Genomic DNA, 14743 nt, shown 5'->3' on the forward strand with positions numbered 1-14743 from the left:
ACGTGGGTGGCACCCTGCTCCTTGAGCCGGTCGGCCAGGAAGAACGGAATGACCTTGTCTTTACCGGCGGCAACCTCCTCCTCGTTCGTGAAGGCCGCGACCCTCCGCCCCTCGACAAGGCGGAACCCGTTGTCCAGTTCCACGTTCACCAGGCCGGCCGGTCCGTGGCAGACCGCTCCCACAACGCCGCCGGCGTTGTAGACGCTGGCCACCAGGTTCTGCAGGCCTTCGCTGTCCGGGAAGTCCCACATGGTGCCGTGGCCGCCCACGAGGTACACGCCGTCGTACTGGTCGGCATTGACGACGTCGACGCGGGCGGTGTTGTAGAGGCCGGCACGCGTGGTCTCGTCCTCCGTGAAGGCGACCTGGATAGGATCATCCTTATCCACCTCGTCGCGCGGAGGCCGGCCGCCCTGAATCGAGGCAAAGTCGACGAAATGCCCGGAATCCTTGAAGACCTTCCAGGGGTGTGCAGCTTCGGCTACGTTGTAGCCGGTCTTCTCCCCGGTGTCGCCGATCTCGGAAACGCTGGTCAGTACCATGAGGATTTTCTTCATGAAGTGCTCCTTTCGTCCGACTTCCACCCTACGCCCCGCCCTCTTCGGGTCCGCCATACCGTACTTCCACTCCTGGAGAGCAAGAGTTCGCGGGCTGTTCCCTCGGCCGATCTGTGCCGATAGGGTGAGCTTGGGCAGCGCTCAGCACCGCCCGGTGCGGTGATCAGGTACGAGAAGTATTCGACTCTCAGGAGGAAATATGACTGAACCACAGCAGGATCCCAGCCAGCCGGACATCGCGGCCGATGGTGACGTAACCGGCGTCCCGAGCGCTCTCGACGGCGGCGCGGACGGTGGAGCCGATGGTGGGGCCGACGGCGGTGCCGATGGTGGGGCGGACGGCGGAGCGGACGGCGGGGCTGATGGCGGAGCGGACGGCGGTGCCGACGGCGGGGCCGACGGAGGCGCGGACGGCGGTGCCGACGGAGGCGCGGACGGCGGTGCCGACGGCGGAGCCGACGCGGGAGCGGGCATCTGAGCTTGCGCACTCCTCCTGACGACCCCGCGCGCCCCGGCGCGGGGGTTCTGGAGACACGCCTGATCGACATCGACCGCGAGAAGTTCGCGCGCGAGGTCTGGGGACGGACGGCGTTGCTCACGCGCGGCGTGGGCGACTTCTCCGACCTGTTCTCCGCCGACGCCGTCGACGAACTGGTCTCCCGCCGCGGCCTGCGCACCCCCTTCCTCCGCGTCGCCAAGGAGGGTTCGACGTTCCCCGACTCCTCCTTCACGGCCCCGGCCGGCGTTGGCGCCACCATCTCCGACCAGCTCGATGACACCGCGCTGTGGCGGAAGTTCGCCGACGGCGCCACCCTGGTCCTGCAGGCGCTCCACCGCACCTGGGAACCGATCGCGGAGTTCAACGCCCGGCTGAGCACCGAGCTCGGGCATCCGGTGCAGGCCAACGCCTACATCACCCCGCCCCAGAACCGCGGGTTCGACGACCACTACGACGTCCATGACGTTTTCGTCCTGCAGATCGAGGGGACCAAGCGCTGGATCATCCACGAGCCGGTCCTCCCCGACCCGTTGCGTGATCAGGTGTGGACCGACCGCCGCGCCGAAGTCGCCGACGCCGCGAAAGGCGAGGCCTACATCGACACCCTGCTCGAACCGGGCGATGTCCTCTACCTGCCGCGCGGCTGGCTGCACGCCGCCCAGGCGCAGGGCGAGGTCTCCATCCACCTCACGCTCGGCATCCACAGCTGGACCCGCTACGCGCTGGCCGAACAGCTCGCCCAGGCCGCGCTTGCGCTGCTCCGCGACGATCCCGAGATGCGCCGGACGCTTCCCCTGGGCGTCGACGGACCGGCCGGGGAGGTCGACGTCGTCCGCGAACGCCTCGCCGCCGCCGTCGCCGACGCCGATTCCGCCCCCTTGTTCCACCGCACGCGGCGGGGACAGGGACGCCCGGCGCCGCTGGGACCGCTGGCCCAGCTCGCGGCCGTCGAGGGCCTCGGCCCCGACTCCAGCGTGCGGCTACGCGGTGCGCTTGAGGCGCGGCTTGAAGGATCGCGCCTCAGCACCCGAGTGGGCTGGCTCGATTTCCCAGAGGCGGACCTGCCGTCCGTGAAGCGCCTGCTCAACGGCGGCGCCTACACTGCGAACAATCTGGGCGGTGAACTCGTCGAGAGGCTGCTGCGCGCGGGGGTTCTGATTCCCGCTGAACAGTGACGCCGCGATGACCGCCCCGGGACGCTTTTTCTGCGCCAGCAGTGCCCGGATGCGCGGCGACTCGATGGCAGGCACAGCGCCGAACGACGTCGTCTGGGTCCTCATCGAATACCGCGGCAGGTGGCCGTTCAACAGCTTCGACGGCCTTCCCCTTGAGCCTGACACGAAAGCCCTCGTGACCGCCGCCGCCCAGGCCGCGCGGGCACGGGTGCTGCTGGTGCGGCGGCACGGCCGCCGGCGGCGCGAAGGGCCTCAGCGATGGGCCGTCCTGCGCCATGACGGTTCCGGTGCCCATCGGCAGCTTTGGGGGTCGTGGACGCAGGAAGAAGACCTGGCGGAGATTGCCGCTGCCCTCAGCAGACCGGGCGAACTCGGCCACCCGCCGGTCCTCCTCGTCTGCGCCCATGGCCTGCATGACACCTGCTGCGCGGTTCGCGGTCGGCCCGTGGGACGTGCCCTGGAGGAGCGCTGGCCGGAGCTGGTGTGGGAATGTTCCCACGTGGGCGGTGACCGGTTCGCGGCCAATGTCGTCGTCGCGCCCGATGGCGTGTACTACGGCGGCCTCGATGCCGCATCGTCAGTGGCCACGGTCGAAGGACACCTCGCCGACTCCATCCACGCGGAGCATCTGCGCGGCTACACCGATCTCCTCCAGCCCCAGCAGGCCGCTGTCGCCGCCGCGCTCGAACGCTTCGGTCCGGCGGGACGGCGGGACTATACGGTCGCCGGGACCACCCGCCACGGTGACCGCTGGCGGATCCGCCTCACCGCTCCCCCGCCGCACCCGGCACAGATCGACGTCGAACTGCGGACTTACCGGGCGCCGCCCGAACAGTTGACCTGCCGCGCACCGGCGGCGGGCTCGGTCATCGTGTACGAAACGGTTTCGATCACTGCAAAGTGAAACTCGGACTCTTCCTCGAGCGGTCAGAAAGGTCCAGGCTCCTATTCGATGGCGCCCTGGTAGATGGCGTCCTCGCCGGTCCCGGTCGGATCCGCGATCTCCATTTGGATGATGTCCGCATCGGCCTCGGCGATGCCGTAGGCAAACTGCGCCGTCTGGGTGTCTCCGGGCGGGATCGTCGAGAAGAGTTCTCCCCCGATGCCCGTGTCCGAATCGACCACCGGCTGAACCGCTGTCCCGGCGTCACCGGCACGAACCAGGGGAAGGTTCATCAGGCCGCCGTCCACTTCTTCCTGGCCGTTATTGACCACCGTGATCTCGAAGACCGCATAGCGGCCCTCAACCGCACCAGGCGCACTTCCGGAGGCCGACTGGAAGCCGCGGGATTCAACGGTCACCTCCACATCCCCCTCGAAGGTCACCGTGTCGCCGAACGCCGCGCTCTGAGTGGCGGGGGCTTCCCCGATTGCGTCCTGGGTCGCAGAAGGCACTCCCCCGGGCGATTCTGTGGGCTCCGCACCATTGCAGGCCGAAAGGCCGATTCCGAGCAGTAGAGCAGCGGTAAGGGCGAATGAGTTTTTCATGATTCCTCCGACACTGGAGCCGCTGACGGGGCCGTGGCAACGTACCTACATCCTAATTTCGGGATCCTGCGGTTTCACCTACATTTCCCGGCTCACCGGGGAGAGCCCGACCCACGCCTCCCCTGTCAAGGAAACCGCCGTGCTGAGGCCGCCGGATTCACGGGCGTAGGCTTCCGCCATGAGAGATGACCACGCCAATGACGCCGAGGTGTGGGCGAAGCTTTCGCCACGCACCCAGGACCTCCTCAAGTCCGATCCGAATGCTCCGCTCAGTGCCGACACCCTGGAGGAGCTCACCCACGTCGGCGGGGCGGACTGGTGGACGAGCGTATCCAGGGACTCCGGACAGCTCCGGCTGCCCGAGCACTTCCAGGACTACGTCACGTCACTGGACCGGCGCGACGGCGACATCAACAGCTGAGCCTCAGCTCTAGCCTCTGGCCCGGCCCGCCATCGGGCTCTATGCTCGCCTGATAAGGCAGGCGGAACCTGCTCCTCGGGTGCGGGCTCCAACCAGGATGGGGGTGGGAGGAATGCCAGCGACGGATGAGCCCGAGGAATCCGAGGAACCCAGCGGGGAATACGGTCCTTCGCCCCGCTTCCTGTGGATTTCCCTCGTGTCCTTTATCCTGCTGACATCTCAGGCCTTCCCCTACGACGATGACAGTCCGAAGGCCGTCCTTGCGGTAACCGGTCCGCTGACGATCCTCTTGATCATAGGAACGCTGATCCGGCATTACCGGGCGCAGCGCAGGGGACCGGGCCAGGGCAATTCCGGGAACTAGTTGCCTGCGGCCTTACTGCTTGCGGACCGTGCCACCCACGCCCGCAATGCCCAACCGCCGCTGCGTCTCCTCGGGGGAGACGTACTGTCCCACGGTGGGAAAAGACCCGATCGGCACCACCGAGTTGATGATTGTATCCGGGTAGACGTGCACCAGGTTGAGTGCCTGGGCACCGTCCCGCCCCCGTGACCCGCCCACTTCCACGGTGAGGTCCTGCGTGTAGCAGGTGGCCGAGGCCACCGACACCGGAATCCCGGCAAAGGTCCCGGCGGAGGAGAAGTGGAGGTGCCCCCCGAGGATCAGCCGGACATCCGAATCCCGCAGCGCCTCCTCCAGCACGTCCTGGCGCCGCAGCTCCGTCAGGACGGCGAGGTCCTGGATCATCGGCACCGGCGGGTGGTGCATCGCCAGGATCGTGCCCTCGGGGGCGGGATGCGCGAGCTGATCGGCGAGCCAGGTGAACTGCTCGGCGCAGATCTCCCCGTGGTGGTATCCCGGGACCGAGGTGTCCAGCGTGATCACGCGCAGTCCACCCAGCCGATAGCTTCCGTAGAGCGGCGCTTCCTCCGGTGGTTCCCCGAGCAGGCCGGTGCGCAGCCGGGCACGGTCGTCATGGTTCCCCATCACCCAGATCGGCTTCGCACCGAGGCGCTCGGCGATCGGCTCGACGATGCCGCGCAGCCTCGCATACGCCTCCGGATGCCCCTTGTCGGCCAGGTCCCCGGTGAAGACCAGGGCCTCCGGCTCGACGCCGGAGGCCACCGTCTGCTCAAGGAGCGCCGCCAGCCGCGCTCCGCTGTCCACCCCGCCATACAGCAGCCCGTCCGCCACCAGATGGGTGTCGCTGAGGTGCAGGATGACGTGGTCTGCCGGTGGATGTTCTCGCGACACCGCGGGTCTCACTTGATACTCCTCCTGGTCAGGCCGTGGCTTCCTCGGTGGACTGGACGGGATGCAGCTGGCCCGTGAACACGAGCTTCTCCATCAGGCCCGCGATCCGGTCCCAGTGGTGGCGCCTCAGCAGCCGCTTCAGTTCGGGCGAGGGGGCACGCCCGGCCTGGCCGACAAGCCGCCCGCACGCTGCGGCGAAACCCGCACCGTCGTCCTGCAGGTCCACCACGCCGGTGAAATCCGCGACGACGTCGGGCACCCGGGTCGAGACGACCGGCAGCCCGCATGCGAGGTACTCAAGGGTCTTGGTGGGGCTGATCGAGCGGGTCGCCTCATTGAGGGCGAAGGGCATCAGGGCGACGTCGAGCGCCGCCATCAGGCCGGGAAGGTCCTCGTAGGACTGCTGTCCGAGGTATCGAATGTTCGGCGCCTGCGGAAGGTCCGCCGGGTCGATCTTGCACACGGGCCCGATCATGTGGAGATCCCACCCGGGCAGCCGCGCCGCGAGGTCCGCCAGGAGTCCGAGGTCGAGCCGCTCGTCGAGGACGCCGACGTACCCGGCCACCGGGCGCTCGCGGTCCCGCTTCGCATGCCGGCCCGCGGCGGCGTAGTGCTCGACCGACACCCCACTGGGCACGAGGTGCGCGTCCTCACGGCCCTGCCTCACCACCGAACGGTGAAGGGAGCGGCCACCGGCGAAGACGACGTCGGCGCGGCGCAATGCCTGGCGCTGGCGCACGATGAGCTCAGGAGCCGCATCCTTGAACGCGGCGAGGTCATCCATCACGTCGTAGACGAGGGTTGTGGGCTGGAGCGCGAGCGCCGCCTCGAGGGCCAGCGGCGTGTAGATCCAGACCACCCGCTCACCGGCCGGCGGGCCCACGAGCTGCGGGAGCTGCTCGATGTAGTCGGGAAGCACCTCATCGAAGAAGCCAACATGCCGTCCCTGTTCGGGAATCTCAAGCCAGACCCGGGTCAGTCCATCCACCTGCTGGGTCCCGAGGCGGTTCCGGGGCACTTCGACGCCAGCGGGGGTGAGGGGCTCCTCGACGAACCAGGTGGTGCGGGCCGGTGCCTTGCCGAGCCGCGACATCAACTGCTGCGGACGCTGCCAGACCCAATCCCACCGTAGGTGCGACAGGACTATGAGTTCACTTTGCATCGACGATCCTCAATTCCATTCGAGTGGTGGTACGGGGGAGGCTGGAACCGATATCGGTGCTCGGGGGCACCTCGAAGTTCCAGTGGGACATCTGCGGGAAATACCCGCGCAGCCACGTATTCACGGGCTCCGCGAAGCGGTAGGCCGGCAGATCGACGGCCCGGACGCCAGCGGCGGCACGGGCATACGCGGAGGACATCACCGATTCACGGCGGTCCAGCTGTTCATCGAGCCAATAGACGCCGACCGGGTCGATGTGCCCGTCACAGCGGAACAGCAGCGAGTCCCAGTCGGTCGAGTCGATCACGGGGAACCAGCACAGGCCGTCGACGACGACGCCGCGCGCCTGCGCCTCCTCACACTGCTCAAGCACGTACTTGAGCCAGCCGGCCCGGTCGCCCGTGTGCCCACGCACGTTCGTTTCGGTGATGGCGCAGGGAAGGCCGTATCGCTCCCAGTACTGCCCGATCTGGTCGGCCAGCGGAAGCGGCGTCGGGGTGGGGGCCGTTCCGCCGTCCACCGAGAAGTTCCACTGGCAGTGGGCGTAGTAGTCGAGGCCGAGCACGTCCACGAAACCGGGCTCGAGGCCCTGCAGCCGCTCCCCTCCCACCGGGGCGAGGTCGCGCCCGAGCTGGCTCTCAGGGTCATAGCCCCGCCCGAGGAAGCTGTCGATCACCAGGAACCGGCGCTCGTTGGCCATGTCGGCGTACGCCTGGCCGGGAGCATCGGATCCGGTATGGAACTCGCAGGTGTCGACCCAGACGTGCCGGGCGCCCGGCAGCAGCTCCCGGTAGAGACGGCTCGCCTCGGCGACAGCGGGAAGGACGTTGGCGAGCAGGTCGATGAAGCCCTGGAGCCCTGAGTGGTAGGGCGGCCAGATGGCCTCGTGCCCGGACAGGAAGAGGGTCGAGAAGGGCTCGTTGAACAGCGTGTACTCCTCCACCCATGGATAGCGGCGGGCGAAGGCCTCGGCGTAACGCAGATAGGCCGGTCCAAACCCGGCATCGGCGAAGCCGCCCTCCAGCCAGGTGGGATAGCTGGTGTGGTGGACGAGGTCGACGATGGGCCGGAAGCCGTTGTCACGCAGGTGGTTCAGCACTTCGTCCGTCGCCGACCAGTCGAACACGCCCTGGACCGCCTCGACGCGGTGCCACCGGACCGGGTAGCGCAGCCGGGTGATCCCCGAGCGGTGCAGCAGGTCGAGGTCCTCCCGCCAGCGGACGTCGTGTTCGGTGGTTTCGAAGATGTCGCGGTCATGGGCGGGCAGGAACGTGCTCTCGAACCCGCCGATGATTTCAATGGGCGGTCCGGGCGGGTCAGTGCTGAATGCCATGCGGCCCTCCTGACGGTTGCGGAGGCGGCAAGGCCTCCGGATGATGCTGAATTCCCAAACAATAAGGCGGCTTACTATTTGGGGCGAGGAAAAATTCTGCTTGCCTTTTGGCCCCGGTCACACCGGGCGCCGGCCAAGCTCCTCATAGACGGTGTCGAGGAGTTCGGCGGCGCGCAGATTGAGCCGCCGCGACTCGTCGAGATCCGCATCGAGGCGGATCACCTCGGCACGCAGGTCCTCGACCTCCCGCTGGAGGTCAGGAATGGCGTCGATTCTCGCCAGGATCCCGGGGATCGCCGCCCGAAGCAGTTTCCGCCCCGGCTCCCTCAATCTCGCAAGCACAGCATTCACGATTCCACCCTCCTGACAATCACCCTGCGGACCTCGGCGCCTGCCGATTCCGACAATGGCACGTCCGCTCGTTCGTCGATCTCCATTCCGTACCGGGCCAGCTGCTCTTCGAACCTGCGCCACTCCACGGGCCGGTACTCGATCCAGCTCGGGGATCCCACCTCACCGCCGATTCCAACCTCGAAGTGGGCCCGTGCCCCCGGTTCCGCCAGCAGGTGCTTTACGAGTTGGAGGGTCGTGTCCCAGCCCAGCGGGCTGAGTGCGTTGAAGAGCTGGTTCCCGTACACCTGCACCGGCCCCGGCAGCTGCGTGCACTGCCTGCGCAGGCCCATCGCGTGCCGGGCCATGTAAAGGTTCGTGTGCTCAAACCGGAGCCGCCCGCCTCCATCCCCCGCGGTGCGGGCAAACACCAGGGCGGGCCTGCTGTAGTCCACCCCGAGCACCGAATGACCCTGCCCGGCAAAGTATCGGGCGTCGGCGCCGAGGCCGCAGCCGAGGTCGAGCACCGAGGATCCGGGCGCGAGCCGGCGGGCGGTGGCGAGTGCGAAGGTCGACGGCGGCGGCGAGGGATCGGCGGAGATCTCGGCCCGGTGGTGGTCCTCCCAGTTCTCGCGGTCGACGTCGAAGTGGTTGAGCCACCAGTAGAACCGCCGCCCGGCCGAGGGCGGAGTGACGAACCGGAAGGCCGGGTCGGGGGTCCTCCAGCCGGGACCGTAGATGGCGGTGAGCATTTCATCCGGTTCCGCGGGACCCGGCAGCATCCTGCCGTTGACGTTTACCGGCTTCACCGGCAGGACGGTCACCTGGTCGGCGCGTTCCCGCGCGTGGAAGGTGCCGTGGAACCAGCCGGAACAGACGAAGTAGGTGAAGATGTCGAGGTAGAACCGGTCGGTCACCGTTCCGCCCGGGTACATCAGCTGCAGGTGCCCGCTGGAGTGGCGCACCACCTCGTGGCCCTCGGCGACGAGCATCCGCTCGAGCTCGTAGCTCTCGAGGGCGACGTCGGAGGGGTTCTCGTGCCGGCTGAGGTAGGCAAGGTCGGCGTCGTCGTCGTTGGGCAGGATCCGCCCGTCGCGCACCGGGCCCAGCAGCGTTCCTCCGGTGACGAAGAGCTCGATCCCGGCCCGGTCCCGGACCAGCTCGATGAGCCGTTCGGCCTCGTCGAGGACCCCCTCGACGAGCGAGGCCTCGCGCCCCTCGAAGGAGCGCGCGATCCTGCCCCACTTATTGACCACGAGCGGGATGCCGGTGGCCGGCTCGCATAGCAGCAGTTCGGTGTCGCTCTCGTCGAACTGGACGGGCTGCTCGCCGATCAGGGTGCCGTCCCGCTCAACCGCCAGCCGCGCCCTGCCCCGGAGGCGCTCGGCGAGCGCCGGGGGCCACTCGACCGTCACGCCGTCCCAGCCGGAGCCTTCCTCGGGCACCCGGAACGTCCAGATGCGCCGCCCCGCGAGCAGCACCGAGACGGCCGAGCCCGGGCTGAGGTCCGTTCCGGTGACGGTCAGGCTCTTGGTGTCGGCGGCAAAGAAGGCGCTCACTTCGCGGTTTCCAGGGGCACGTGCAGCGGATCCGTTGCGGGCAGCCGAACGTCGAAGACCAGCCCGGTGAGGTCCGAGGCCAGCACCTGGGCGCTGACGCGGGCCACCTCCCCGGCCTGGACCAGCGAGTGCTCATCCTCGACACCGAAGGCCTTCACGCGCATGGGCGTGGCCGTCCGGCTGGGACTGATGCAGTTCACCCGGATGCGGTCCTCGCCCCACTCGTCGGCGAGCGCCTGCGTGAGGTTCACGACGGCGGCCTTCGTCGCCGAATATACGGTGTACTTCGCCCGGCCGCGCGTATACGAACTGGAGGAGTAGAGCAGCAGCGAGCCCTGCGAGTCGGACAGGTACGAATGGGATTCCTGAGCGACGACGAAGGCCGCCATCAGGTTGACGTCGACGTCGTGCCGGATCTGCTCGTCGCTGAGTTCGGCCAGGGCCCCGATGGTGAGCACGCCCGCGGTCAGGACGACATGGTCGATCCGCCCGTACGCCGCCGACGCCCCGGCGAGGGCCCGGGCCACCGAGGTGCGGTCCTCGACGAAGGTGCCCGAACCGGTGCGGCTGTGGCAGACGACATTGGCGCCCTCCGCGTCGAGCTGGCGGGCCAGTTCCTCACCGATGCCCGAGCTGCCGCCGAAGATGACGACGGTGGCGCCACGCAGGCTGGCGACCGGGAACGGCACCGGTTCGACCTTCTGGTTCTTCAGCTGGAACAGCTTGTCCGCGAGGTGGATGTCGATGGGGTGGGTGATCTTGATGTTCGCCTCATGCCCGGGGACGACGATGATCGGCACGTCCGGGCGGTACTTCAGCACGACGGAGCAGTCGTCGGTGGCCGCGAACGCGGGATCCTGCCGGGCCCGGGAGTAGGCGTCCATCAGGGTGTCCCAGCGGAAGGCCTGGGGAGTCTGTCCGCGGCGCAGGGAGGACCGCGGCGGAACGGCCCGAATGATGTTGGATTCGTCGACCTCGATGATGGTGTCGGCCGACGGGATGCCGGTATCGACTGCCTCATAGGTGTCGAGCGCGTCAATGCAGGCGCGGATGATCGAGGAATCGACGAGCGGGCGCACCGCGTCGTGGAAGATCACCTTCGCCCCGGGCTCCGCGATGGCCTGCAGCGCGCGGTAGGAGGTGTCGTTGCGGTCAATGCCTCCCTCAAGGATCGAGGAGAGGCGGGGAAAACGTGAGGCGGGAAGGAGCTCCCGGGCGCGGGCGATGCTGCCGGGGTCCATCATCACCAGGATCTCGTCGATGCCCGGGCAGGTCGAGAAGATGTCGACGGTGTGCTCGAGGCTGGTCCTGCCGGCGATGGGGACGAGCTGTTTGGGGATGTCGAGCCCCATCCGCGTGCCGACTCCCCCGGCGAGGATGACGGCGATGGTCCGCCCGCCGGGCGCTTGACCTCCACCCGGTAGCTGCTTGCTGTCCTTGGAATGCGCCATCTCTCCACCCGCCTTTCGGTTCCATCGGAATTTGGTAAGCGTACTGATACTTCTCTAGGACGGGCACTGTTTTTGTTCATCTCCGTGACGGTTGCGCTTTGGCCGCAGTTAACCCTTTGGGAACCTTTCCGGGCGCCCGCTTCCGGGGCGGTAGCCTGAGGAAATGGCAATCCGAGTACTGGCCGTGGGCCGGAAACATGAGAGCTGGGTTTCCGACGGAATTGCCCGCTATGAGAAGCGCCTCAAGAAGCCCTTTGACCTGTCCTGGCAGTTCCTCCCGCACTCGGCCCGCGAGGGCGACGCCGCCCGGGCCGAGGAATCGGAGCGGCTCCTGGCCAAGACCACCGAGCCCCGCGACTACGTGATCCTGCTCGACGAGCGGGGCAGGTCCATCGACTCACCCGCCTTCTCCCGCACCCTGGGCGGCGCCCTCGACGCCTCCCGCCCGGTGAGCTTCCTCATCGGCGGCGCCTACGGCGTCGATGACACGGTGCACCGGCGCGCCGATTTCGTCCTGTCGCTGTCGAAGCTCGTGTTCCCGCATCAGCTGGTCCGGCTCATCCTCGCCGAGCAGGTCTACCGGGCGCAGGAGATTGCCGGGCGGCGCTCCTACCACCACGAATAGCCCCCTTCCATAACGATCGGGGAACTCAATCTCCAGCACGCCCTTAACCTCGTGCGTCACAGGGGCACCACGTCTACTGTTGCTTCATGACCTCGGGTACCCCGCACTGGATCCTCGCCGCAGCAGCCATCGGCACCGCCACCCTGCTTGGCGCGTGCGCGCCGGCGTCCTCCCAACCCGCCGGAGCGGAGGCCCCGGCATCCTCGGAGGCAGCGTCGGCGTCGCCCTCCGAGATCGCGTCGGAGGCGCCGTCGACTCCGCCCGCGCCGTCGCCCTCCTCGTTACCCTCCTCGACCCCTGAGGCGGATCCCGAACCGACCGCCGGTGACGGTGGGATGTGCACCGCAGCCGATCTGTCCGGTGCGGTGACCACCGAGCCGGGCGCCGGAGCCGCCGGCAGTGTCTACCGGACCCTGACGCTGACCAACACCTCCGGGGACGCCTGCGAAATGTCCGGCTACCCCGGGGTGTCCTATGTTGACGCGGCGGGCACGCAGCTCGGGGCGCCCGCGGACCGCGGCGCGGCGGGCACGGCCTTCACGCTCGAATCCGGTGCCTCCGCGACGGCGGTGCTGAAGCAGGTCAACGCGGGCAACTACGGCGCAGACTGCGGGGCGGTGCCCGCCGCCGGCGTGCGCGTCTACCCTCCCGGTGCGACCGACTCCCTCGTCCTGCCGCAGGAGACCACCGCCTGCTCCGCCTCATCGATCGTCCTGATGACCGTGGACGCTCTGCAGCCCGCGGGCTGACCCGGCGCCGCCCCACCATCGCCCTCCGGGTGCGCCCGGAGTGAATAATGTCAGCACACTCGAATGTCGGCGGTGTGGGGGATGATGTTGGGGTGACATCGGTGCTGAGCAGGTTCACCCCAGCCACCTCGGAGTGGTTCGCCGGTGCTTTTTCAGCGCCCACCGCGGCGCAGGAGGGCGCCTGGAAGGCCATTTCGGCCGGATCGAATGCCCTGGTGGTGGCGCCGACGGGATCGGGCAAGACCCTCGCGGCCTTCCTCTGGGCCCTTGACCGCCTGCTGGTGGACGGGGAGCATTCAGCACCCGCTTCGAACGGCTCCACCGGCTCCAAGAAGGCGCCGGCAGTGCCGGCGCGCGGCACCCGGGTGCTCTATATCTCCCCGCTGAAGGCGCTCGGCGTCGACGTCGAACGCAACCTCCGCGCCCCGCTGATCGGCATCACCCAGACGGCCCGCCGACTCGGCCTTCCCGCACCCTCAATCACCGTCGGGGTGCGTTCGGGTGACACCCCACAGGCCGAACGGCGCGCGCTGCTTACCCGCCCACCGGACATCCTCATCACCACTCCCGAGTCGCTCTTCCTGATGCTCACCTCGAAGGCCCGGGAGACGCTGTCCGAGGTGCACACCGTCATTGTCGACGAGGTGCACGCCGTCGCCGGCACCAAGCGCGGCGCACATCTGGCGGTATCCCTGGCCCGGCTCGATGCCCTGCTGGGCAAGCCGGTGCAGCGGATCGGGCTTTCCGCGACCGTCGAACCCCGCGAGACCGTCGCACGGTTTCTCTCCGGCAACGCCCCGGTGGAGATCGTGGCTCCGCCCTCCGCCAAGAAGTGGGATCTGACCGTCTCGGTGCCGGTGGAGGACATGACCGAATTGGGCGGCGCCACCGGAGGCCCCGGCGGGACCGACGGCGACGCGGTCCCGCAGGCGAGCATCTGGCCCCACGTCGAGGAACGCATCGTCGACCTGATCGAGGAGAACCGCTCCACGATCGTCTTTGCGAACTCCCGCCGGCTCGCCGAGCGCCTCACGGCCCGGCTCAATGAAATCCACGCCGAACGCCTCGAGCGCAACGCCGCCTGGGCCGCCGGAGATGGGTCCGCGGGAGACGGGTCCGGGGACGCCTTCGGCGGGGCAGCCGGTGGAGAATTTGGTGCCGCGGAACCGCATGCCGCTGCCCTGGATTCCGCTGAACCGATTCCACGCGGCGTACCGGCCGCCGCGCCCGCTTCGCCGCCGGCCCAGATCATGGCGCAGGCCGGGCAGAGCGCGGGCGCCGAGCCGCTGCTGGCCCGCGCCCACCACGGGTCGGTGTCGAAGGACCAGCGCGCACTGATCGAGGACGACCTGAAGTCGGGGCGGCTGCGCTGCGTGGTGGCGACCAGCTCCCTGGAGCTGGGCATCGACATGGGCGCCGTCGACCTCGTGGTGCAGGTTGAGTCCCCGCAGTCGGTGGCCAGCGGCCTGCAGCGGGTGGGCCGGGCCGGGCACCAGGTCGGCGAGGTCTCCCAGGGCGTGCTGTTCCCCAAGCACCGCGGCGACCTGGTGAACACCACGGTGACGGTGGAGCGGATGCTCGCAGGCAAGATCGAGCCCCTCGCCATCCCCGCCAACCCGCTTGACATCCTGGCCCAGCAGACGGTGGCCGCCGCCGCGCTGGGCACCATCGACGTCGAGGAATGGTTCGACGTCGTGCGCCGGTCGGCGCCGTTTGCCACCCTGCCGCGCTCGGCCTTCGACGCCACCCTCGACCTGCTCGCCGGGCGGTACCCCTCCGACGAGTTCGCCGGGCTGCGGCCGCGGATCATCTGGGACCGGACCGAGGGGACCATCACCGGGCGCCCCGGAGCCCAGCGCCTCGCCGTCACCTCCGGCGGCACCATCCCCGACCGCGGCCTGTTCGGCGTCTTCCTCGTCGGCTCCGAGGGCGAAGGCGCCCGGGCCGGTGGCCGGCGGGTCGGGGAGCTCGACGAGGAGATGGTCTACGAATCGCGGGTGGGGGACGTCTTCGCCCTCGGTGCCACAAGCTGGCGGATCGAGGAGATCACCCACGACCGGGTGCTCGTCTCCCCCGCCTTTGGCCAGCCCGGCAAACTGCCGTTCTGGAAGGGCGACTCCCTGGGCCGGCCGGTCGAGC

Annotated in this window: 16 protein-coding genes; 8 read left to right on the plus strand and 8 right to left on the minus strand. The window is 68.8% G+C overall.

Annotated features, from left to right (window positions below):
- The coding region (locus QZX79_RS04235; protein WP_294565138.1) for a type 1 glutamine amidotransferase domain-containing protein at positions 1 to 557 on the minus strand (557 nt) is incomplete at its 3' end.
- Positions 558 to 756: 199 nt separating this feature from the next.
- On the opposite strand from QZX79_RS04235, the gene QZX79_RS04240 reads away from it, so the two are divergent.
- Genes QZX79_RS04240 through QZX79_RS04250 form a run of 3 tightly spaced genes read left to right on the plus strand, consistent with a single transcriptional unit; the run spans position 757 to position 3135 of the window.
- Positions 757 to 1035, plus strand: coding sequence for a BatC protein (locus tag QZX79_RS04240; protein WP_294565140.1), 279 nt, complete (start codon positions 757 to 759; stop codon positions 1033 to 1035).
- Between the two features lie 2 nt (positions 1036 to 1037).
- Complete coding sequence (locus QZX79_RS04245) at positions 1038 to 2231, plus strand: cupin domain-containing protein (protein WP_294565143.1); 1194 nt, start codon at positions 1038 to 1040, stop codon at positions 2229 to 2231.
- A gap of 7 nt (positions 2232 to 2238) precedes the next feature.
- On the plus strand, positions 2239 to 3135 hold the full coding sequence (locus QZX79_RS04250; RefSeq protein WP_294565146.1) for a sucrase ferredoxin: 897 nt from the start codon (positions 2239 to 2241) through the stop codon (positions 3133 to 3135).
- A gap of 41 nt (positions 3136 to 3176) precedes the next feature.
- Here the strand turns inward: QZX79_RS04250 and QZX79_RS04255 are convergent, their stop codons facing one another.
- Positions 3177 to 3719, minus strand: coding sequence for a hypothetical protein (locus QZX79_RS04255; RefSeq protein WP_294565150.1), 543 nt, complete (start codon positions 3717 to 3719; stop codon positions 3177 to 3179).
- Between the two features lie 178 nt (positions 3720 to 3897).
- Between QZX79_RS04255 and QZX79_RS04260 the strand changes: the two genes are divergently transcribed.
- Complete coding sequence (locus tag QZX79_RS04260) at positions 3898 to 4140, plus strand: hypothetical protein (protein ID WP_294565153.1); 243 nt, start codon at positions 3898 to 3900, stop codon at positions 4138 to 4140.
- A gap of 112 nt (positions 4141 to 4252) precedes the next feature.
- Positions 4253 to 4504: a hypothetical protein gene (locus QZX79_RS04265; RefSeq protein WP_294565157.1), complete on the plus strand. Its 252-nt coding sequence runs from the start codon at positions 4253 to 4255 to the stop codon at positions 4502 to 4504.
- A 12-nt stretch (positions 4505 to 4516) separates the two neighbouring features.
- On the opposite strand, the gene QZX79_RS04270 is transcribed toward QZX79_RS04265, so the two are convergent.
- From QZX79_RS04270 to QZX79_RS04295, 6 genes are all read right to left on the minus strand, one after another.
- Complete coding sequence (locus QZX79_RS04270) at positions 4517 to 5407, minus strand: phosphodiesterase (protein ID WP_294565159.1); 891 nt, start codon at positions 5405 to 5407, stop codon at positions 4517 to 4519.
- 16 nt (positions 5408 to 5423) lie between these two features.
- Positions 5424 to 6557: a glycosyltransferase gene (locus QZX79_RS04275; RefSeq protein ID WP_294565161.1), complete on the minus strand. Its 1134-nt coding sequence runs from the start codon at positions 6555 to 6557 to the stop codon at positions 5424 to 5426.
- Positions 6547 to 7890 (minus strand): family 1 glycosylhydrolase, encoded by a 1344-nt coding sequence (locus QZX79_RS04280; protein WP_294565163.1) that lies wholly within the window; start codon positions 7888 to 7890, stop codon positions 6547 to 6549. The genes QZX79_RS04275 and QZX79_RS04280 overlap by 11 nt, the downstream gene beginning before the upstream one ends.
- A gap of 117 nt (positions 7891 to 8007) precedes the next feature.
- Positions 8008 to 8241, minus strand: coding sequence for a hypothetical protein (locus tag QZX79_RS04285; RefSeq protein WP_294565165.1), 234 nt, complete (start codon positions 8239 to 8241; stop codon positions 8008 to 8010).
- The gene (locus tag QZX79_RS04290) at positions 8238 to 9779 is read right to left on the minus strand and encodes a class I SAM-dependent methyltransferase (RefSeq protein ID WP_294565167.1); all 1542 of its coding nucleotides are present in this window, start codon (positions 9777 to 9779) and stop codon (positions 8238 to 8240) included. Before QZX79_RS04290 ends, QZX79_RS04285 begins: the two co-directional genes overlap by 4 nt.
- Positions 9776 to 11230, minus strand: a complete 1455-nt coding sequence (locus tag QZX79_RS04295) for a bifunctional cytidylyltransferase/SDR family oxidoreductase (protein ID WP_294565170.1) — start codon at positions 11228 to 11230, stop codon at positions 9776 to 9778. Before QZX79_RS04295 ends, QZX79_RS04290 begins: the two co-directional genes overlap by 4 nt.
- A 163-nt stretch (positions 11231 to 11393) precedes the next feature.
- On the opposite strand from QZX79_RS04295, the gene QZX79_RS04300 reads away from it, so the two are divergent.
- The 3 genes from QZX79_RS04300 to QZX79_RS04310 form a co-directional block, all read left to right on the plus strand.
- Positions 11394 to 11855: a 23S rRNA (pseudouridine(1915)-N(3))-methyltransferase RlmH gene (locus QZX79_RS04300; protein WP_294565173.1), complete on the plus strand. Its 462-nt coding sequence runs from the start codon at positions 11394 to 11396 to the stop codon at positions 11853 to 11855.
- An 86-nt stretch (positions 11856 to 11941) separates the two neighbouring features.
- Entirely contained in the window at positions 11942 to 12604 is a 663-nt protein-coding gene (locus tag QZX79_RS04305; protein ID WP_294565175.1) for a DUF4232 domain-containing protein, read from the plus strand.
- Positions 12605 to 12651: 47 nt separating this feature from the next.
- Positions 12652 to 14743 (plus strand): DEAD/DEAH box helicase (locus tag QZX79_RS04310; protein ID WP_294565177.1); only part of this gene is annotated, 2092 nt, incomplete at its 3' end.

Origin of the sequence: uncultured Arthrobacter sp. (genome assembly GCF_902805515.1) — a bacterium.
Classification (GTDB): domain Bacteria; phylum Actinomycetota; class Actinomycetes; order Actinomycetales; family Micrococcaceae; genus Arthrobacter_D.